15 protein-coding genes, 1 tRNA gene and 1 pseudogene are annotated in these 18,718 nt (G+C 69.0%); 4 read left to right on the plus strand and 13 right to left on the minus strand.

Going from position 1 to position 18,718, the window contains the following annotated elements; genetic code table 11:
* Positions 1-87 precede the first annotated feature (87 nt).
* From LHA35_RS02265 to LHA35_RS02300, 8 genes are all read right to left on the minus strand, one after another.
* A complete protein-coding gene (locus LHA35_RS02265; protein ID WP_226603937.1) occupies positions 88-1,068 on the minus strand; it encodes a Bug family tripartite tricarboxylate transporter substrate binding protein in 981 nt (326 codons plus the stop codon).
* 167 nt (positions 1,069-1,235) lie between these two features.
* Positions 1,236-2,339: an amidohydrolase family protein gene (locus LHA35_RS02270; protein ID WP_226603939.1), complete on the minus strand. Its 1,104-nt coding sequence runs from the start codon at positions 2,337-2,339 to the stop codon at positions 1,236-1,238.
* Complete coding sequence (locus tag LHA35_RS02275; protein ID WP_226603941.1) at positions 2,336-3,409, minus strand: amidohydrolase family protein; 1,074 nt, start codon at positions 3,407-3,409, stop codon at positions 2,336-2,338. Before LHA35_RS02275 ends, LHA35_RS02270 begins: the two co-directional genes overlap by 4 nt.
* Positions 3,406-4,713, minus strand: a complete 1,308-nt coding sequence (locus LHA35_RS02280) for an extracellular solute-binding protein (RefSeq protein ID WP_226603944.1) — start codon at positions 4,711-4,713, stop codon at positions 3,406-3,408. The genes LHA35_RS02275 and LHA35_RS02280 overlap by 4 nt, the downstream gene beginning before the upstream one ends.
* A gap of 37 nt (positions 4,714-4,750) precedes the next feature.
* Complete coding sequence (locus tag LHA35_RS02285; RefSeq protein WP_226603946.1) at positions 4,751-5,599, minus strand: carbohydrate ABC transporter permease; 849 nt, start codon at positions 5,597-5,599, stop codon at positions 4,751-4,753.
* Complete coding sequence (locus LHA35_RS02290) at positions 5,599-6,546, minus strand: carbohydrate ABC transporter permease (RefSeq protein ID WP_226603948.1); 948 nt, start codon at positions 6,544-6,546, stop codon at positions 5,599-5,601. The genes LHA35_RS02285 and LHA35_RS02290 overlap by 1 nt, the downstream gene beginning before the upstream one ends.
* 63 nt (positions 6,547-6,609) lie before the next feature.
* Positions 6,610-7,023 (minus strand): Rieske (2Fe-2S) protein, encoded by a 414-nt coding sequence (locus LHA35_RS02295; RefSeq protein WP_226603949.1) that lies wholly within the window; start codon positions 7,021-7,023, stop codon positions 6,610-6,612.
* Positions 7,024-7,294: 271 nt separating this feature from the next.
* Complete coding sequence (locus LHA35_RS02300) at positions 7,295-7,801, minus strand: helix-turn-helix domain-containing protein (protein ID WP_226603951.1); 507 nt, start codon at positions 7,799-7,801, stop codon at positions 7,295-7,297.
* Positions 7,802-7,995: 194 nt separating this feature from the next.
* Here LHA35_RS02300 and LHA35_RS02305 point away from each other — a divergent pair, with 194 nt between their 5' ends.
* Both LHA35_RS02305 and LHA35_RS02310 read left to right on the plus strand, forming a co-directional pair.
* Entirely contained in the window at positions 7,996-8,484 is a 489-nt protein-coding gene (locus LHA35_RS02305; RefSeq protein WP_226603953.1) for a hypothetical protein, read from the plus strand.
* Complete coding sequence (locus tag LHA35_RS02310) at positions 8,481-8,801, plus strand: hypothetical protein (RefSeq protein ID WP_226603955.1); 321 nt, start codon at positions 8,481-8,483, stop codon at positions 8,799-8,801. Before LHA35_RS02305 ends, LHA35_RS02310 begins: the two co-directional genes overlap by 4 nt.
* Before the next feature lie 1,655 nt (positions 8,802-10,456).
* Here the strand turns inward: LHA35_RS02310 and LHA35_RS02315 are convergent.
* The 4 genes from LHA35_RS02315 to LHA35_RS02330 form a co-directional block, all read right to left on the minus strand.
* Positions 10,457-12,004: a UxaA family hydrolase gene (locus tag LHA35_RS02315; protein WP_226603956.1), complete on the minus strand. Its 1,548-nt coding sequence runs from the start codon at positions 12,002-12,004 to the stop codon at positions 10,457-10,459.
* A 187-nt stretch (positions 12,005-12,191) separates the two neighbouring features.
* The gene (locus LHA35_RS02320; protein ID WP_226603960.1) at positions 12,192-13,178 is read right to left on the minus strand and encodes a Bug family tripartite tricarboxylate transporter substrate binding protein; all 987 of its coding nucleotides are present in this window, start codon (positions 13,176-13,178) and stop codon (positions 12,192-12,194) included.
* Between the two features lie 584 nt (positions 13,179-13,762).
* Positions 13,763-13,957 carry a DUF1328 domain-containing protein gene (locus LHA35_RS02325; protein WP_456316070.1) on the minus strand — a complete coding sequence of 65 codons (195 nt, stop codon included), beginning with the start codon at positions 13,955-13,957 and terminating at the stop codon, positions 13,763-13,765.
* Between the two features lie 488 nt (positions 13,958-14,445).
* Positions 14,446-16,008 carry a hypothetical protein gene (locus tag LHA35_RS02330; RefSeq protein WP_226603963.1) on the minus strand — a complete coding sequence of 521 codons (1,563 nt, stop codon included), beginning with the start codon at positions 16,006-16,008 and terminating at the stop codon, positions 14,446-14,448.
* Positions 16,009-16,544: 536 nt separating this feature from the next.
* Between LHA35_RS02330 and LHA35_RS02335 the strand changes: the two are divergent.
* Positions 16,545-17,118, plus strand: a pseudogene (locus tag LHA35_RS02335) (transposase); the annotation flags it as partial.
* 328 nt (positions 17,119-17,446) lie between these two features.
* Here LHA35_RS02335 and LHA35_RS02340 read toward each other — a convergent pair.
* Positions 17,447-17,521, minus strand: a tRNA-Gly gene (locus LHA35_RS02340).
* Between the two features lie 112 nt (positions 17,522-17,633).
* Between LHA35_RS02340 and hrcA the strand changes: the two genes are divergently transcribed.
* Positions 17,634-18,707 carry a heat-inducible transcriptional repressor HrcA gene (gene hrcA / locus LHA35_RS02345; protein ID WP_408902301.1) on the plus strand — a complete coding sequence of 358 codons (1,074 nt, stop codon included), beginning with the start codon at positions 17,634-17,636 and terminating at the stop codon, positions 18,705-18,707.
* Positions 18,708-18,718 lie beyond the last annotated feature (11 nt).

The following is an 18,718-nucleotide window of genomic DNA, read 5'->3' on the forward strand; positions in this document are numbered from 1 at the left end:
CATCCAGAACCGAAGGTCGCTCCGCTGCGGCTTTTCGCCCGCGAGCGGATTCACGCTGCGCTCGTTCACGCCCCCACGCGATCTGCGCTATTCCACCTGCGCGCCGGAAGCGCGGATGATCGGCGCGAAGGCCCGCTCATTCGCCGCGCGGAAGCTGGCCAGTTCCTCCGGCGAGGCCGGCCAGATGGTGGCGCCGTTGTCGCGGAACCTCGCGACCACCTCGGGGCTCTCCAGCGCCTGGCGGGTCAGCGCGGCGATGCGCTGCACCATCGGCGGCGCGAGGCCGGCCGGCCCCATGACGCCGCCCCAGGAGTTGATCTCGAAGCCCGGCAGGAACTCCGCCATGGTCGGGATCTCCGGCGCTTGCGGGCTGCGCTCCGTGCTGGTGACGGCGAGGGCGCGCACCTTGCCCTCCCGCGCCGATTGCAGCCCCTGCGGGATGTTGTCGAAGATCATGTGCACGCGGCCGCCCAGCAGGTCGATATGCGCCGGCGCGCCGCCGCGATAGGGCACATGCACCATGTCGAGCCCCGCCATGGTGGCGAACATCGCGCCCGAGAGATGCACGGTGGTGCCGGAGCCGGAGGAGGCGTAGCTGAACCTGCCGGGATTGGCTTTCACCAGCGCAATCAGTTCCGGCACCGTCTTTGCCGGCACTTCGTTGTTCACGACCAGCAGGTTCGGCAACTGCCAGAGCCCGCCGAGATAGGTGAAGTCCTTGTTCACATCGAAGGGCAGCCGGCGGTAGAGGGTCGGCCCGATGGCCAGCGGCGCCACCGAGGCGAGGCCGATGGTGCGGCCATCGGGCGTCGCGCGCGCGATCGCCTCCGTCCCGATATTGCCGGCCGAGCCGCTGCGGTTCTCGACGACGAATTGCTCGCCGGTGATCTCCGCCATTCGCTGGCACCAGATGCGCGAAAGGATGTCGGTGCCGCCGCCCGGCGGGAAGATGCCGATGAAGCGGATGGGGCCCGCGGGCCACTGGACCTGCGCGACGGCGGGCGCCGCCAGCGCCGTGATGCCGGCGGCGAGTGCCGCCCGCCGCGTGAGGTGAAGCTGTCCGGCCATGCCTGTCCTCCCTGTCGGTGCCGGCTTGCCGCCGGTCATCGCTGCCAGGGTGACATGACTTCGGGCGGCCTGAAAACCGGGGACCCGCCGTCCCCCAAGAAAGGTCTGGGGCTCCGGCCGGGCCAGGTCGCGCATGGCACGGCCGGGGCACCCGGTGCGGCGCGCGCTCAGTCCAGCCGGTACACCTTCTCCGCATTGCCGCGGAAGATCGCGCGCCGCTCCGCCTCCGTCAGTTGGCAGGGGAAGGCGTAGCGCGGGTCGTCGAAATCCCAGTGCGGGTAGTCGGTGGCGAAGAGCACGCGGTCCCAGCCGATCCAGGAGAGGATGCGGCGCAGGTCCTCGGGGTTCTCGGGCTCCTCCATCGGCTGGGTGGAGACCCAGAAATTCTGCCGCATGTAGTCGGAGGGCGGGCGCTTCAGATGCGGCACCTCGCTCCGCATCTTCCGCCAGTTGCGGTCGAGCCGCCAGCCGAGGCTCGGGATCCAGGCGAGGCCGCCCTCGATCATGATGATCCTGAGCGTCGGGAAGCGCTCGAAGACGCCCTCCAGCACCATGCTCGTGGCCTGGCACTGCATGGAATGGATCAGCCCGTGATGGTCCTCGATGTAGAAGGAGGGCCAGCCGGAGGCGGTGGGCGCATGCCCGGCCTCGCCGCCGATATGCATGCCGATCGGCAGGTTGTAATGCGCCGCCGCCTCGAAGATCGGCCAGTAGCGCGGGCGGCCCAGCGGCTCCGTGCTGCGGGAGGTGAGCTGTATCTGCGCGAAATTGCGGTCCCCTGCCCGCTTCTCGATCTCGGCCACGGCGGCCTTGGGGTCCTCGAAGGGGATGAGGATGGAGGCGCGCAGCCGCTTCTCCCGCGAGGTGAAGGTGGCCACCTGCCAATCGTTGATGGCGCCGCACAAGGCCGCCGCCAGTTCCAGGTTGCGCACCAGGTTGCTTGGCATCAGCGGCTCGAGGATGCCGTATTCGATGTCGTAGAGATCGAGCAGCTGGGCGCGCATGAAGTCGAGGTCGGAGCCTGGCGGCCCGCCACTGGGCGGCCAGGCATCGCGCCGCGACAGGGCGGGCTGGAAGCGCGGATAGGTGTTGCGCTTCGCATAGGGCCCGTGGCCGAGCTTGCCGTATTCCGCGATGTGCTGCCGCCAGCGCGCCGGGAGGAAGGGGTCGAGGTCAGATTCGAGGCGCAGCGTCGGGTGGATGTCGCTGTCGATGATGCGGAGCTTGGTCGCCTGTCCGGTGGACGGCGGCCGCTCGAGGATCTCGCTCATGCCAGGCTCTCCTGCAGGCGTGGGTAGGTGGCGAGCGGGTTCTCCACCATTACCTTGCGCAGCAGCGCCGGCGGGAAGCCGGGCGGCACCGCGCCCTCCTCCGGCTCGAACTGCCAGTGCGGGTAATCGGTGGCGAAGAGTAGCAGCTCCTCCGAGCCGAGCTGATCGAGGACCTGCCCGACGATCGCGGGATCGGGCGGGCTGTCGAAGGGCTGCATGGTCAGGCGCACATGGTCGCGGATGATCTCGGCCGGCGGCCGGGTGACCCAGGGCACCTCGGAGCGTACGCCGCGCCAGGTCTTGACGCTACGCCAGAGGAAACCGGGCAGCCAGCTCACGCCGGATTCCAGCAGCACGATGCGCAGGTTGGGGAAACGGGCGAAAACGCCTTCCGAGACCAGGCTGAGGAGCTGGTCCTCGAAGGCCTGCGACTGGCTGACATAGTCATGCAGGTAGTGGGAGGGCCAGCCGTTGGAGGTCGGCGCGTAGCGGAACATGGAACCGGCATGGATGCCGACCGGCAACCCGTGCTTCTCCGCCGCCGCCCAGATCGGCCAGTAATAGCTCTTGCCATAGAGCAGTTCGGCCGCCGCCGGCAGCAGGATCTGCACGAAGCGCCGGTCACCGGCCAGCCGCTCGATCTCCTCCACCGCCAGATGCGGCGCCTGGGCCGGCACCACGATGGAGGCGCGCAGCCGCGCATCGCGCGAGAGCCATTCCGCCGCGATCCAGTCATTGATGGCGGAGCAGATCGCCGCCCCCATGGTCTCGCTGACCGCCACCTGCCCGCCATAGAGCGTGTTGCAGATGGCATGGCGCGTGCCGAAGGCATCCAGCGCCTGGGCGCAGAGCAGCGCCATATCCGTGCCGGGCTTGCCCTTCTCCGGGCGCCAGTCGGGCCGGCAGGTGATGGGGGCGCCGGGCGGGTAGCTCGCCAGGTCGAAATCATCGGCGCCGCGGCGGATGAAGGCGTCCTTCCAGTAGTTGTTCATATAGGGCAGCAGGGTGCGGATGCCCGGCACGCCCGGATGGATGTCGCAGTCGATGGCGCCGCGTGTGAAGGCATTCATCGGCCGACTCCTGCGCGGCGCAGGCTGCGGCGCCAATCGGCGGCCACCTCGTCCAGCGCCTCCTTCGCGCTCTTCTGCCCGAGCAACGTGGCGGAAACGCCGGTGCGCAGCGCATGTTCCAGCGTGTCCCAGGCCGGATGCGCCGGGGTCGGGATGCCGGTCTCGATGGCCGAGGCCGCGACGGGTGGCCAGCCCAGCTTCGCCACCAGGTCGGGGTTGCGCAGCACGGAGCCGCGCGGCGGGGCATTGCCCCGTTCCATGGAGCGGCGCATCCAGTCCTTGCTGCAGGCCATGCGGATGAACTCCATGGACCAGTCCGCATTGCGGGTATAGCGCGGCACGGCCATGAAATGGCCGTCGATCCAGGTGCGGCTCTGCTCCTTCTCGGTGTGGCCGGGCACGACATCCCAGGCCCAATTCCCTGCCGTCCTGGAATTGGCGGGGTCGTTGATCAGCGTGCCATAGGGGGCGAAGGTCTGCGCCATGACGTAGCGGTCGCGCTGGCCGCCGGCGATGATCTCGTCGAACTCCCAGGTCGTCGCCTCGGGCGGCACGAGTTTGTGCTTCGCCATCAGGTCGCCGTAGAATTGCAGCGCCTCGACCGCCTTCGGCTGGTTGATGAAGATCTCGCCGGTCCTGAAGTCCACCAGCTGCCCGCCGGCGGAGAAGAGCCAGGAGGCGAAGCTGGTGTAGCTGCCGGAACCCTGCTTGCCCATGATGCCGACGGCATAGCGGTCCGGCGGGCTGTTCACGGCCTGCGCAACCTTGAGGAATTCCTCGAAGGTGCCCGGCGCGCCGGTGAATCCGGCACGCTCCAGCAAGGGCTTCTGGTAATGCAGGATGCCGGTGGTGATGCGGTAGGGAATGCCGGAGAGCTTCCCGTCATAGGTCGCGGCCCGCTTGCTGCCGCCGAGGAAGTCCCCCCAGTCGAAGTCCGGGTCGCGGGCGCTGATCTTCGCCACCACCTCCTCGTGGTCCAGCAGGTGCGGCGACATATAGCCGGCCATGCCGACCGACCACTGGGCGATGTCGATGCCGCTCGACCGCGCGCCGAGTTCGGTCTTGAGCCGGGCGCGCCAGGCATCCACCGGCAGCATGGTGAACTCCACGCGGATGCCGGTCTCCTTTTCGAAGGCCGGCGCCACCTCCTCCATCAGCACGCGCTTCCAGCCGCCCTGGTTCTCGCCGATATAGACCAGCTTGTCGGGCTTGCCCTGCGCGCGCAGGCCGATGCGGGGGGCCGCCAGCAGGCCACCTGCCGCCACCGTGGCCTGCAGCGCCTGTCGCCGGTTCAGTCCGATCATGGCCATTCCTCCCAGTTGTTGCCTGCCCCGTGGCCCGTCATCCCTTGACCGCGCCGGAGGAGAGCCCGGCGACGAGATGCTTCTGCGCCGCGAAGGAGAAGATGATGACCGGCAGGATCACCAGCATGCCGGAGGCGGTCATCGCCCCCCAGTCCACGCCGGAATCCCCGCCGGAGAACCCTGCCATCAACACCGGCAGGGTCTGCGTCGCGTTGTTCGTCAGCACCGCGGCGAAGAGGAAATCGTTCCAGGCAAGCTGGAGGCACAGGATGCCGGCCGCCACCATGCCCGGCCGCGCCAGCGGCAGCACCACGCGCCAGAAGGTGACCAGCCGGGTGGCGCCGTCGATCCAGGCGCATTCCTCCAGTTCACGCGGCAGGTCCTCGAAGAAGCCGCGCATGATCCAGACCACCAGCGGCAGGCTGAAGGTGGTGTAGGCGAGCACGACGCTGAGATGCGTGGTGGTCAACCCGACCTGGTTCAGCAGCACATACATCGGCACCAGCACGGCGATGGGCGGCAGCATGCGCATCACGAGCAGCGAGAAGAACAGGAAGGACCGGCCGCGGAAGGGGAAGCGGGCGAAGGCATAGGCCGCCGGCAGGCCGACGGCGAGCGAGAGCAGCACGGCGCTGGTCGAGACGATCAGCGTGTTGAGGAAGGCCCTCAGGAAGTCGGACCGCCCCAGCACGTCCAGATAGTGCTCGAGCGTCGGCCACCACAGATAGAGCGGCGGGCTGGCGAAGATCTGCGGCCGCGACTTCAGCGACAGCCCAAGGATCCAGACCAGCGGGAAGAGGAAGGCGGCGGTGAGCGCGGCCAGCGCCAGATAGACCAGCACGGCCTCGACGCGCCGCATGCGGCGGGATCCGGTGACGATGGCCATCAGTGCGCGTCCCTGCGGCGGATGACGGCGATGAAGAACAGGCAGATCAGCATCGCCATCAGCAGCATCAGCCAGGAGGCCGCCGCGCCGAGGCTGAAGTCGAAACGCACAAAGGTGGTCAGGTAGGTGAACATGGACAGCACCATGGTCGAATTCGCCGGCCCGCCGCCCGTCATGGCGTAGATGTTGTCGAAGGCGCGGAATTCGAAGATGGTCCGCAGCAGCAGCGCGACCAGGAGATAGGGCCGCAGCAGCGGCAGCGTCACATGCCGGAACATCTGCCAGCGGCTCGCCCCATCGATGGCCGCCGCCTCGCCCGGCTCGCTGGGCAGGGAGCGCAGCCCGGCCAGCAGGATCAGCGCGACATAGGGCGTGCTGTGCCAGACATTCACCACCCAGACCGCGGCCAGCGCGGTCCCCGGCTGGCCCAGCCAGACGATGCGCTCCCCGATCCAGTGGTTGATCACCCCGTGGCTGGGATCGAGGAGCAGCTTCCAGCAGAGCGCGCCGACGATCGGCGTGACCATCATCGGCAGGACCAGCGCGGTGCGGAAGGCCCGCATATGCGGCAGGTCCACATTCAGCAGCAGCGCGATGGCGAGGCCAAGCGCAAGCTGGGCCGCGACGGCGGCGGCGGTATAGCCGAAGGTGATGCCGAGGCTGCCGAGGAAGACCGGATCGGCCAGCAGGTCCTCGTAATTCGCCAGGCCGACGAACTCCCCGCCCAGCAGGTCCCGCCCCGGCGCCCAGCCGGTGAAGCTGAGATAGAGCGAGAAGAGCAGCGGCAGGCCGAAGATGCCGATCATCACGACGAAGGTCGGCAGCACGGCGAGCGGCGTGAACCAGCGGTCCAGGGACAGGCTGCGCCCGCGCATCGCCTCGGCGCGTCCCGCCGGGCTCGGCGCGAAGGCGAATGGTCGGCGAGCGAGCCTCGTGCCGTCGCTCATGCATCCTCCCTCGGCGCGCCCCGATGCGTGCCGGGGCGTCTCCTTCCCTGCGTGGCCGGCGACTCAGACCTCGACCACGACGTAGTCCTGCTCGACGGTCACCCCGACCGTCTCCGCGACATAGGGCCCCTTCACCAGCGCCGTGCCGGGCGCAACCTCGACCGGATACTGCTTCGCCTTGATGCGTGATGGCTCGCACCAGGACTGGCCGGTGCGGATATCGAATTCCCAGCCATGCCAGGGGCAGCGGACGATTTCCCCGGGCCGGGTGAGGCGGTAGGTACCGGGCCCGTCGGCGGTCACGAGGCCGGTGACCTCGCCTTCGCACAGCCCGGCGCCCTGATGCGGGCAGCGGTTGATGAGGGCGAAGAACTCACCACCAAGGTTGAAGACCGCGATGGGCCGGCCCTTCACGGTCACCAGCTTGCGGCTTCCTGGCGGCAGGTCAGCGACGGTAGCGACGACGTGCTTGCTCATGCGGCGGGCATTCCCGGCATCGGCGCGAGAGCGACGCTAACGCGAGCGATCGGACGGCTGCAATGACAAATCCGAACCGTCGTCACGGCGCAACGGCCGAAGGCGTCATCCCGCATCCGACCTGGTAGCGGCGAGCGCCGCATCGCCCGCCCCGCTGCAAGGCGCCGCCGGCAGCAGCGCCATTCAGGATATCGGCGGCACGGTCATGCCAAACGACTGCATTCACACCCGCGCGCCGATCCGCTGCCGCCCTCCCCGTTGTCGCAGGGGCTCAGGGGTTCGGCCGTGCGGGGCCTGCGGCGCAGCGCTCGGCTTCCTGCGGGTGCGCGGCAGCCAGCCGCCGCTCGGCTTCGCGCAGGATGCCCGCGAATTCGGCGAAGCCGGCCTCGGCGCGGCCGGCCAGGACGCGCAGGCTGCGCTCCGTCGGGCGCAGCAGCCTCAGGCGGCCCTCTCCCGGCAGCGGCTCTGACACCAGCAGGCCATCCCGCTCCAATTCGGCCACCACCCGCGAGAGGGTCGGCCCGCTGACCAACCCCTCGGCACGCGCCACCAGGTCCCGCAGGGCGATGCGCTCACCCCGGTGATGGGCGAGAACCACCTCGAGCGCGACCCAGAGCGCCTCACGGGCGCGGTGCGGCGGAGCCTCGCCATAGACCTGCCGGATGGCATCGAACTGCCGCCGCAGCGCGAGGAGGTGCAGGGCGGCGACGGCCTCGGCAAGGATGCGGTCCGGCGGCTCGCTGCCTGAAGGCGCGGGGGGCGGGGTGGTTTCGACCATCGGGGCAGATCCGGTTGTGAGGGAGGATGCAACCGGTCCTGCTGCGCCGGCATGCTATTATGCATTCATCATGGTTTCCGTAGATCGCAAATTCGTGATGTTTCATTTTGAAAGACACCCGCTAAGGCGATCCGCGCGGAGCAGGCCCGCCTCACCTGCCTGGCCGCAAGATCGCATACCGACGAGAGCACATCATGACCGCCCTTCCCGACACGCCCGCCGCGACCGAGCCCGGCCTGCCGACGGCAGATGCCTCCCCAGGGGCTCCACTGGCCGGGCTTGCGGCTGCCTGGATCCGCCCGCTCGACCTCTGGACCGGGCAATGGGCCGACAGGGCCGGGCCGCTTCCTGCCGCTGCCCGGGATGCGGCGGAAGGGATCCTGCTGATCCAGCGCGCCATGCTCGAAGCCAACCAGGTGGCGGCCGCGGCACTCCGTGCGGCCGCGCTGCGGCAGCAGGACGCTATCCGCAGCGCCGCGCTCCGCCAGCAGGATCTGGCCTTTGCCACCGCCCGGGTCGCGCTCTCCACCCTCGATGGCGCCGCCGCATGGGCCGCCCCGCAGCGCGCCCTGGCCCTCTGCGGCGAGGCGCTCGGCGCGGCGCAATCCCTTGGCGCCGCGGCGTTCGGGATGCCGGCTGCCGTACCCGCCTTGGCAAAGTCCGGCGCGAAGCCGCGGCAGTGATCGGCACCTTCCTCGCCGGTACAGGCGAACTGGCCGATCCTGGGGCGCTGACCTCCCTGCAGGTGGGTGCGCGGTTGGCCCTCCGGCTCGGGCGGCGGCCGCGGCTCGGCCAGGGTGGCCGGAGCCTGGTCGAGGTGCAGGCGGAGGACGGCCGCGCGCTCGGCTATCTTCCTTCGGGCGATGCCGAGTTCGTGGCCGATATGCTCGGCACGGGCGCCTCGGCCACGGCGCGCGTGAGCGGCATGGTGCCGGGCCTCCAGCGCCCCCGCGTGCAGCTCGTGGTCGAGTTCACGGGCGGGGCGGGCGGCGAAGCCTGAACCGATGGCGGCCGCCCGCCCTTTCTGGCGCGGGCGCTCGAGGCCACCCATCGCCGCAGAAAAATGGATTGCAGGGAAGGCAAGGCCATGAAACCTTGCCTGCGCAAAAAAAAGCGGCGCCAAATGGCGCCGCCGAGTTTAGGGAGGAAACGTCCAAGAAAGGCAGCTCGCGGGAAAACCACTTGCTGCACTGCAATATAAAACCAATCGGACGTGTGCTGTCAACGCCGAGGGGGAGGTGCGGTTGCGCCTCCCCCTATCTGTTTCCGGCCCGGGCGTGATGCCTTCACCAGCAATGCCCGATCCCGCCGGGTGCCGATGCACCGGCGCCGGGTTGCGGGGCCGGTCCCGTCGGCGCAGGGCGCCCTGCCCTCCTCCATTCTCCATGGCAACGGTGGCGGCCCTGCCAGGCCCCGGGGCAGACCTGCCGATGCGAAGCGGGGCGCTGTCGGTCCGGCAGGATCGTCAGCCGCAGGCCGAGCAGGTCATCAGGCCACGTTTCTCACGGGCTGGCTCGACGAGATAGCCGCATCGCAGGCAGTTGGCGCCGCTGTCATCCTCCGCAAAGGGATCGGCGAAACAGCGCTCAATCCCCTTCCCCCGTCCCGGGGCGCTCCGGCGACGGGGCTCACTGGCCCCGGATGCCGCCGGACTGCCATCGGGCGATCGGACCGGCGCGGCGGGCTGTGGGCAGGTCGGGGTCCACATCGGGACGACATGAGTCACGGGCTGCGCCGGTTCCGGCGCGGCAACCGGAGGAAGCTCTGGCGGAAATGCCGGGGCGGATTTCGCGGCGAAACCCTCCGGCCAGGTCTCGGCCCGCACACTCCATGCGGCGGGGCGGGCTTGCTCCTGCCGTGTTGACGGCCCGTCCCGTCGAACATGCACGACCTCGACGACACGGTTCCTGCCCAAGCCGCCACGTCGCTGAGACGCGACGATGAAGCGCTTTTCGGTAGCCTGCGATCGTACCCGGCCTTCCTCATGGCGCGGAAAGACGTTTTCTGCGTCGGACATATGTTTCCGTCTGCGCTGATTTACTGGCCCCGGTTGCTTCATGCCTGCACGGTGCTCGGTGGAGAAAATAGCCGAAGGCGATTACCAAACGTTACCCGAGCGGTCCGCAGGATGGGGAGCCAATCGGCACTGCAAACGCAAGCGGGACCGATTGGTTCGAAAGGAAGTACCGAAACCGCGGGCCGACAGGAGGAGGAGGATGCCGAAGACAAGCGCCCGGGCGAAGGTGAACCCTCGTCACGCGCGGCGGCTCGCGCTTGGCGGCAGGCCCTTCCAATCCAGCCCCGCCGCACCGGGCTAGGCACAGCGGGCCGCCTTCCTGCGCGCGGCCAGAGGTCGGCACCGGAACGCGCTGGATTTGCCGGCATATTTGCCTGAATCGCCGGGGGCATAATCGTCCCCGTCCTGGCGGGCAACATCGGCCGGACCAGCCGGAAACGCCGGCGTGCAACCTTGTACCGGATCTCGGGCATGTTGTCGCGACCCTTCCGGAGCAGGCCGCCGCTACCGTCACGCAGCCGCGGCATCATGCCTGCCCGGACACGGACAGGCACGATCCTGCTGCCGGGCGCGCAGCCGCGCTACCGGCCCTGCGCGCGGAGACCGGGCGGCAGAGATCGGGGCGTCCGCCGCCCGTATCAGCCGGTGATCCCGATCTGCCAGGGCGCGAATTCGTGCTTGCCAAGCCCCAGCGCCTCGCTCTTGGTCGGCTCGCCGGAGGCGATGCGCAGCATATGGTCCAGGATGCGCTCGCCCATCTCCTGCATGGTCGCGGTGCCATCCAGGATCTCGCCGCAATTGATGTCCATGTCCTCCTCAAGCCGGCGGTACATCGGCGTGTTGGTGGCGAGCTTCACCGAAGGCACCGGCTTCGCGCCGTACATGGAGCCGCGCCCGGTGGTGAAGGCAATCAGGTTGGCCCCGCCCGCGACCTGTCCGGTGGCGGCCACCGGATCGAAACCCGGCGTGTCCATGAAGACGAGGCCACGCTCCGTCACCGGTTCGGCATAGCGGTACACCGCCATCAGCGGTCCGGTGCCGCCCTTCATCGAGGAGCCCAGCGACTTCTCGAAGATGTTCGCGAGCCCCCCGTTCTGGTTGCCCGGGCTGACCGTGCCGTTGATCTGGGTGTCGCGCCCGGCAGCGTATTCGTCCTTCCACCAGCGGATGCGCTCGATCAGTTTCTCGCCCACCTCCCGGCTGGCGGCGCGGCGCGTCAGCGTGTGCTCGACGCCGTAGATCTCCGGCGTCTCCGACAGGATGGCGGTGCCGCCGTGGCGCGCCAGCAGGTCCACCGCCGCGCCGAGCGCCGGATTGGCGGTGATGGAGGAGAAGCCATCCGAGCCGCCGCATTGCAGGCCGACCATCAGGTGGCTCGCCGGCACGGTGCTGCGGGTGGCGCGGTTCGCCTCGGGCAGCATCTCCTGCACCGCGGCGATGCCGGCCTCGATGCTCTTCCGAGTGCCGCCGACCTCCTGCATCACCATGCTGCGCAGCAGCGGGCCGGGCGACAGCCCCTGCTCCGCCAGCAGCCCGGCGATCTGGTTGCGCTCGCAGCCAAGGCCGATGACCAGCACGCCCGCCACATTGGCATGGCGCATATAGCCGCCGAGCGTCCGCCGCAGCAGTTGCATCGGCTCACCCGAGAGTTCCATGCCGCAGCCCGTGCTGTGGGTGAAGGCGGCGATACCATCGACATGGGGGAAGGCCGCCAGGCGTTCCTGCGTGAACCAGTCGGCCACGGCATGGGCCACGGTGGCGGAGCAGTTCACCGTGGAGACCACGGCGATGAAATTACGCGTGCCGACGCGCCCATCGGCCCGGAGGATTCCCTGGAAGGTCTTGCGCGCGGCCTCCGGCACCGGCTCCACCGGCCGGTAGTCCTGGCCGATCGCATAATCCCGGTCGAACTCCCGGAACGCGATATTGTGGTTGTGCAGCATGGTCCCGGCCGGGATGTCATCGGCCGCGAAGCCGATCACCACCTGGTACTTCAGGATCGGGTCGCCGCGGCGCAGAGGCGCCGTGGCGATCTTGTAGCCCGCCGGCACCTGGTCGCGGGCGATAATGTTCTCGCCCGGGATGGGGGTGCCCGGCGCCATGTCGAGGCGCGCGACCACGAGGTTGTCGGCAGGATGCAATCGGATGACGGGCCCGTTCAGGCGCTTGGCGGACAGGTCGATCATGCGGGTCTCGATGTCTTGGATGGGGTGCGATGCCGCGGCGTGCCGGCGCATGGCAGGACGTCACCGGCTGGTCCGGGGCGGCGGACGCCCGGGACGCGACGGCCTGCCTGGGGCGTCGGACCGGCCGGCGAGGCGGCGGAGCAGGCCGCGGCCCTCCGGCGCCGCGCGGCGTAGTCCGGCGGGAGGATCAGTCGGGCGTTATGCCGGCGGTCCGGATCACGCCGCGCCAGCGTTCCACTTCCGCGCGCTGGAAGGCGGCGTATTCCTCCGGCGTGTTCGCCACCACGGTGAAGCCGATCTGCTCCAGCCGCTGCCGCGCCTCCGGGTGCCGCATCGCCTCGGCGGTCACCGCGTGCACGCGCCGGACGAGCGGGGCCGGCATCCCCGCGGGCGCCATCAGCGCCTGCCAGGAGGTGACGACGAAATCCTTCAGCCCCGCCTCGGCGGCGGTCGGCACATCCGGCACCAGTGGGTGGCGTTCCTGGCTGGTGACCACGATCGGGCGCAGCCGCCCGCCCTGGATATGGCCCGCCACCGTCCCGAGATTCTGGAAGCTCAGCTGCACATTGCCGGCGATCAGGTCCGTGGCCGCGGCCGCGCCGCCGGCATAGGGCACATGGGTCGGGTCGGTGCCGGTGAGCTGCTTGAAGAGCTCCATCGTCATCTGGTCCGAGGAGCCGACGCCGCTGGTCGAATAGCTCGTGCGGCCGCGATTCTGCTTCAGCCATTCGATCAGGCCGCGCAGGTCGGTCACCGGTACCTTGTCCGGGTTCACGACCAGCACATTGGGCGTGGTGACCGCCAGGGTGATGGGCGTGAAGGCCAACGGATCATAGCCGAGATTCGGGCGCAGCGCGGCGTTGATGGCGAAGACGCCGATGGAGCCGACCAGCAGCGTGTGACCGTCCGGCTGGGCGCGGGCCAGCAGGCGGCCCGCCACCTCGCCATTGGCGCCGGCGCGGTTCTCGACGACCACGGGCTGGCTGAGGGACGGGCCGGCATACTGGGCGATCACCCGGGCCACGGTGTCCGAGGGACCTCCCGCCACGAAAGGCACGAGAATGGTGATGGGGCGGCCTGGCCAGGCCTCGGCCCCGCCCTGGTTCTGCGCGCGCGCGGCGAAGGGACCGGCCGCGAGCGCGGCACCGAGCGTAAGCGCATGACGACGTAGCATGGGTGGACCGTTCTCTCCCGGGCAGGTTCGATTCTTGGTGCGCCATGATGCAGGCCGGCTCCATGCCTGGCCATCCCCGGCCGTGGAATTTCCCGCGGCAAGGGCGTTCGGTCTGCTTCAGCAGTGCCCCGGAACAGGCCAGGATCGAGCGGCCGGCCATGCGCCGATGCGCAAGGTCCGAGGGGGGCGCCCGGCCTCCCGCCTGCGGCAGGCCGGGCATCGCCAGGCGGTCCGGCACCGGGGCAGCCGGCACATGAGGCGGCCGCCTCCACCGGACCCGACCTTCATCCGGCCGGACCGGGATGTCCGCCTCGACCGGAGAAGGACCACGCTGTGCAGCCCCGGCGGCCGCGCCTTTCACACCGCCGGCATCCAGGACAATGATGGGCGCGCGGCAGCCCGGCTGGGCACCGTGCCGCTCGCCCCCCGTGCGAGAGGCAGCGCCGCCACGGCTTCGTCCGCGCCGCTGGCCGGCCGGCGCGCGCCCGCGCCGGACCTGGACCGACATCCGGGTCACGGCGTTCCTTCGGCAACGCGCCCGCCGGGCCGCCCCGGTCATGGCATGTTGACGATCGAGCCTCGCGTCAGACCGTCGGCCCCCGGCTCCTGCCGAGGAAGTTCATCACCAGCACGACCAGGAACACCACCAGGAAGATCCAGAAGAGGATCTTGGCGATGCCCGCAGCCGTGCCCGCCACGCCGCCGAATCCGAGGACACCGGCGATGACGGCCACGACCAGGGCAACAAGCGCCCAATACAGCAGGTTTCCGGCAGGCATGACCCCTCCCAACCCATGTGTTGCACCAACAGAACCTATGGGACCCAGCGGGGTTGCGCCGCGCCGGAACCTTTGTGGTTCCAAGGCCGATCAGGCTCGCTCGGCGCCGATCGGGTCGCGCCGGATCCGCCAGCGGCCAGCCGCCTGGGCTTGCGGGCGCTCGCGCGTCGGCGACCGGAAACTCCGGGCCCTGCAAACCGGTGGGTGGCAGGTCCCGTCAGAACCTGTATGCCGTCGAAGCAGGACGGCCTCCCTGAAGGCGGCCTCCGCCGAGCGGGGCATCCTGGCTGCGGGGAGGTTGCCCGTCGTCCGGCGCGCCTGCCGGCCGGCGATGGTGGGGCCGGGGCATGGGCGGCGCCTGCCCGAAGCGCCCACCGCCTGGGCCGCGAGGCGGCCGGCAAGGACTGACCAGGCCATACGAAGGGATGGAACGGGCAATGGGGATCGAACCCACGCCATTCAGCTTGGCGACACGGTTGCCGGCGAGGCTAGCCGCACCCATTCACCGACGAGGCCGGGCGGATGCGTCCATAGATACGGATGCCTTCGAATGAGGACATGAGTCGATAGGCGTCCCAGTCCTGCGCGAAACCTGCATCGAATCCCTGCAATGTGCTCAGGTAATCCATCCTGTCGCGCGTATCCACTGCGACGATATCGGGGCAAACCGCGGTAAAATCCTCAATGAACCAGCGGACCACCGGTCGAGAGACATTCTTCGCTGATTCATCGTCCGGTGAATGGGAATGGGCTTTGTAAAGTGCCCAGGTACTGGGAAAGCGCGATGCCCAGACCACCCCCGTCTGATTAACGATCGGAAAGCCGAGTTCCAGGCTGCTGCTGAAAGCAAGATAGCTTCGCGCATTGCTGGACCGCAGCACCTCCACGAGATGTGCTTGTATGCGCTGCGCAGGCGTCGCGGCGACCCCTTGGGCCATCAGCTTCAGTTGGAAGGCACCGGGCGCAGCCAGCCCAAGGAACGCGATTGCCGCGACGAAGCATAGGACAAGGCGGCCTGCCGAGAAGCGTGAAAGCGAGGGATCACGCAGCAGCGCTGCAACCAGGCTCAACAGAACGAGCAGGACCGCCACGACGGCCGGAATGCGCTGATAATACCAGTACCCTTTGCCCTGCAGCAGGTAAGCGATCGTCGCGCCGATCGCGAAGACCAGGAGGATCCTGGTTGCTCCACCGTCCGGCAGGGGACGAGGCGCAATCCACCACAGCAGAGCGGCCGCAGCGAGCGCCATCGGGAGGCGGCGGCTGGCTGTCAGTATCTCATGCCAGGCCCTGTCCCCGGAATTGTACAGGTCAAGGGCCAAGGGGATCACTTCCGTCAAGTACTCGGGATGCAGCATCGCGACGGCCGCGACATAGAGCAGGCCGGTCGTGCAGGCGCCCAGCACCGCCTCGCGCAGAAACCGCGCGCCGCCTGCTACCGCGACCCATTCCACCAGGACGAAAGGCAGCACGTACCAAGGCTTCATGGCGCAACAGAAGCCGACAAGAACCCCCGCGAGGAACGCGGTTGTCCGGAATGCCGCCTTCCGCTGCCCTTTCTCGGCACGCTCCCCCACGCGAAGTGCCAGATACGGCAGCGCCGCAGCGGCGATCAGGTGCTCCCGCTGCCAGAACTCCACCCCCGGAGCGAGAAGGAGAACGGCGGAGACAATCGCGAATGTCAGGCTGCGATCGTAGCGCCTGTCACGAAGCTGCAGGATACCTGCCGCCCACCAGACACATCCGAGCAGGAGCGTGGCGAAGAAAAGCGGCGCAGTGAGCAATGATGGCACGTTCAGGATACGCGCGATGGCGGCCGGCAGGACAGAAAGCCAGATGATCAGTGGCGGGTTGATCTCGATCAGGGCCACATAGGGACGGCGGCCGTCGAGCCATTGCTCAGCCACATAGAGCAGCCACGCGACATCATCCTTGAGCAAAAACGACGCTGCAATCGCCATCGCAAGAACTGTGACGCATGCAGCGCTGACATGCCCCAGAACCGATGCGGGCCGGAGGTTTGCCACCGAGCCGGGCAGTGAGAGCGACATGCTGCGCTTTCCCCTCGGCAACCGGACCTGGTCCGGTTGCATCAACAGACGACAGATTGCGCGAGGGTAAATGTTACATGTACTGCACGTAACGACACGGAAAGGAGAACGCGCATCACTTTTCCGGCCGCGGCCGGGCGATGCTGGCCCGCGGGAGCCTGCAACGCAGCCACGAACTCCCCTCATGGGTTGGCCCGTCGCCCATACCGGCCTGACGGCCTTGCATGAGCATCGACGGTCATCGGCACACCTGCAGGGATAATGCCTTACAGCAGGCGCGAGACGAACTCGCGGGCGGAATTCTGCCCTGCCACTCTCGAGACAGGCCCCATTACTACCCGGGCACTTCAAGGCACATCCCGAACTTCATGTCTGCTCGGTGACTGATCCGGCGAGAGGCGGTGATGGCAGAAGAACAGACGTGGCCGTACCCCGGTGGTGGCGTAGGGGGCCGCCCGTAGCGGGGTGGCCCTCACGGTGATCCCTGGGCGGGTTGGGTTGACGAGACCAGCAACTCGAACCTCGGAACGACCGCGATGACCGACGACAGGATGCCCTTCGTGAGCTCCTGGAGAAGGGCTCCGACGCAACCTTCCTCCGCGAGATGATGGCTCTGCCGCGCAGCGGCTGCTGGAACTGGAGGCGGAGGGGCTGTGCGGCGCCGCGCACAGCGAACGCAGCCACGAGCGGGTGCGCAACTTCCTCGTCCGGCTCGTCGAGGGCGACTGGCCCTATCTCTGGCTCGACGCCACCTCTGTGAAGGTGCGCGAGGCGGGCCGCATCATCCCTGTCACCGTCCCCATCGCGGTCAGTGTCAATGCCGACGGACGGCGCGAGGTCCTCAGCATGGCCATCGGCCCCTCCGAGGCGGCGGCGTTCTGGCGAGACTTCCTACGCGCCTTGGCGCGCCGCGGCCTGCCTTGGCGTCGCACTGGTCATCTCCGATGCACATGAGGGTCTGACGGCCGCCTGGCTGAGGTGCTGCGGGCGAAACGGCAGCGGTGCCGCGTGCATTGCGCCCACTCCCCCCTGGTCCATGCCGGGAAGGGCCAGCGCCGCATCGCCTCGGCCAGCCTCTGGACCGCCGACGCCCAGGACGCCGCGGCGGCCCACACGCCCAAGGTAAAGGGAAAGCCCGAGACCTATTCTCGCTGCAACAGGGTTTGATGCGCGCCGGTATGATCCCTCATCGCGCCGGTTCCGCACAGGTGTCGCTGATGCATGCCGAGTGGCGCTGACGACCATCCCTGGGGCGCAATCCTATGCAGGTGGCGGGAACAGTCGGGGAGTAGCCGTCCCGAAGCGACGATAGCGCTGCACAGGGGATGGTCGCCGTGCCGGGGTTGCCATCCACCACTTGAGCACCGGCGATTCGTGCCCCGCATGCCAGGAGGCACCCCGCCCCAGCAGGCCGATCCGCGCCAGATGCTTGGATAACTGGAGCGGGCGATGGGAATCGAACCCACGACATTCAGCTTGGGAAGCTGACGTTCTACCTCTGAACTACGCCCGCAGCCGTGACCCGCTTATAGGCGCTCCCGCCCCCTCCAGGCAAGGTGGCGGTTGACGCTCGGTCACCCCCTCCCTAGCCTTCACTGGTGTCACTTTTTGACCCGAGCCGCCCGATGATGACCTCGCCGAAAGCGCTTGCCGGCGCTGCCGGGGCCTCCTTCGCCGGCCTCGATAGCCGGAGCGCGACCATCCTGCGGGAATTGGTCGAACTCTATGTCCTGACCGGTGAGCCGGTGGGCTCCCGCACCCTCTCGCGCCGCCTTCCCCTGGGCCTCTCTCCCGCCTCCATCCGGAATGTGATGGCGGATCTGGAGGAAGCCGGCTTCCTCTACGCCCCGCATACCTCGGCCGGCCGCCTGCCGACCGATCGCGGCCTCCGCCTCTTCGTTGATGGGCTGCTGGAATTCGGCGACCTCGGCGAGAAGGAGCGCGAGGCGATCGCCGCCCGCTGCGCTGCCTCCGGCCGCTCCCTGCAGGAGACGCTGGCGGAGGCCGGGCAGATGCTCTCCGGCCTCGCCGGCGCCGCCGGCCTGGTGGTCGCGCCGAAGAGCGAGGGGCGCGTCCGCCACATGGAATTCGTGGCCCTCGGCCCCGGTCGCGCCCTGGTGGTGCTGGTGACCGATGACGGCCAGGTGGAGAACCGCGTCATCGAGGTGCCGGCCGGCCTGCCGCCCTCCGCCCTCGTCCAGGCCAGCAATTACCTGAATGCCCGCCTCGCCGGCCGCAGCCTGGAAGACGCGCGCGCCAAGGTGAGCGAGGAGATCACCGCCAACCGCACCGCCCTCGACGCCCTGACCAACCAGGTGGTGGAGGCGGGCATCGCCACCTGGGCGGGCGGCGGCGCCGGCAGCCTGATCGTCCGCGGCCAGGCCCGGCTGCTGGAGAACCTGGACCAGCTCGCCCGTGTGCAGGAGATCCAGGCGCTGTTCGAGCGGCTGGAGGCGCAGGAGACGGTGCTGCGCCTGCTCGAACTCGCCCAGCGCGGCGAGGGCGTGCAGATCTTCATCGGCGCCGAGAGCGGGCTGTTCGATACCGCGGGCCTTTCCATGGTGGTCGCCCCCTTCCGCAACGGGCAGGAGCGGATCGTGGGCGCCATCGGCGTGATCGGGCCGACGCGGATCAACTACGGCCGGGTGATCCCGGTGGTGGACTACACAGCACGGGTGATCGGGCGGCTGCTCGGATAGCGGGCGCCCCC

This window comes from Roseicella aerolata, from assembly GCF_020523605.1.
Taxonomy (GTDB): domain Bacteria; phylum Pseudomonadota; class Alphaproteobacteria; order Acetobacterales; family Acetobacteraceae; genus Paracraurococcus; species Paracraurococcus aerolatus.

Coding starts and splice junctions, on each gene's coding strand:
- LHA35_RS02325 (WP_456316070.1), bottom strand. CDS start 13,957: ATGCCTGCCGGAAACCTGCTGTATTGGGCGCTTGTTGCCCTGGTCGTG.
- LHA35_RS02295 (WP_226603949.1), bottom strand. CDS start 7,023: ATGAGCAAGCACGTCGTCGCTACCGTCGCTGACCTGCCGCCAGGAAGC.
- hrcA (WP_408902301.1), top strand. CDS start 17,634: ATGATGACCTCGCCGAAAGCGCTTGCCGGCGCTGCCGGGGCCTCCTTC.
- LHA35_RS02275 (WP_226603941.1), bottom strand. CDS start 3,409: ATGAATGCCTTCACACGCGGCGCCATCGACTGCGACATCCATCCGGGC.
- LHA35_RS02305 (WP_226603953.1), top strand. CDS start 7,996: ATGACCGCCCTTCCCGACACGCCCGCCGCGACCGAGCCCGGCCTGCCG.
- LHA35_RS02280 (WP_226603944.1), bottom strand. CDS start 4,713: ATGATCGGACTGAACCGGCGACAGGCGCTGCAGGCCACGGTGGCGGCA.
- LHA35_RS02315 (WP_226603956.1), bottom strand. CDS start 12,004: ATGATCGACCTGTCCGCCAAGCGCCTGAACGGGCCCGTCATCCGATTG.
- LHA35_RS02330 (WP_226603963.1), bottom strand. CDS start 16,008: ATGTCGCTCTCACTGCCCGGCTCGGTGGCAAACCTCCGGCCCGCATCG.
- LHA35_RS02285 (WP_226603946.1), bottom strand. CDS start 5,599: ATGGCCATCGTCACCGGATCCCGCCGCATGCGGCGCGTCGAGGCCGTG.
- LHA35_RS02270 (WP_226603939.1), bottom strand. CDS start 2,339: ATGAGCGAGATCCTCGAGCGGCCGCCGTCCACCGGACAGGCGACCAAG.
- LHA35_RS02290 (WP_226603948.1), bottom strand. CDS start 6,546: ATGAGCGACGGCACGAGGCTCGCTCGCCGACCATTCGCCTTCGCGCCG.
- LHA35_RS02300 (WP_226603951.1), bottom strand. CDS start 7,801: ATGGTCGAAACCACCCCGCCCCCCGCGCCTTCAGGCAGCGAGCCGCCG.
- LHA35_RS02265 (WP_226603937.1), bottom strand. CDS start 1,068: ATGGCCGGACAGCTTCACCTCACGCGGCGGGCGGCACTCGCCGCCGGC.
- LHA35_RS02320 (WP_226603960.1), bottom strand. CDS start 13,178: ATGCTACGTCGTCATGCGCTTACGCTCGGTGCCGCGCTCGCGGCCGGT.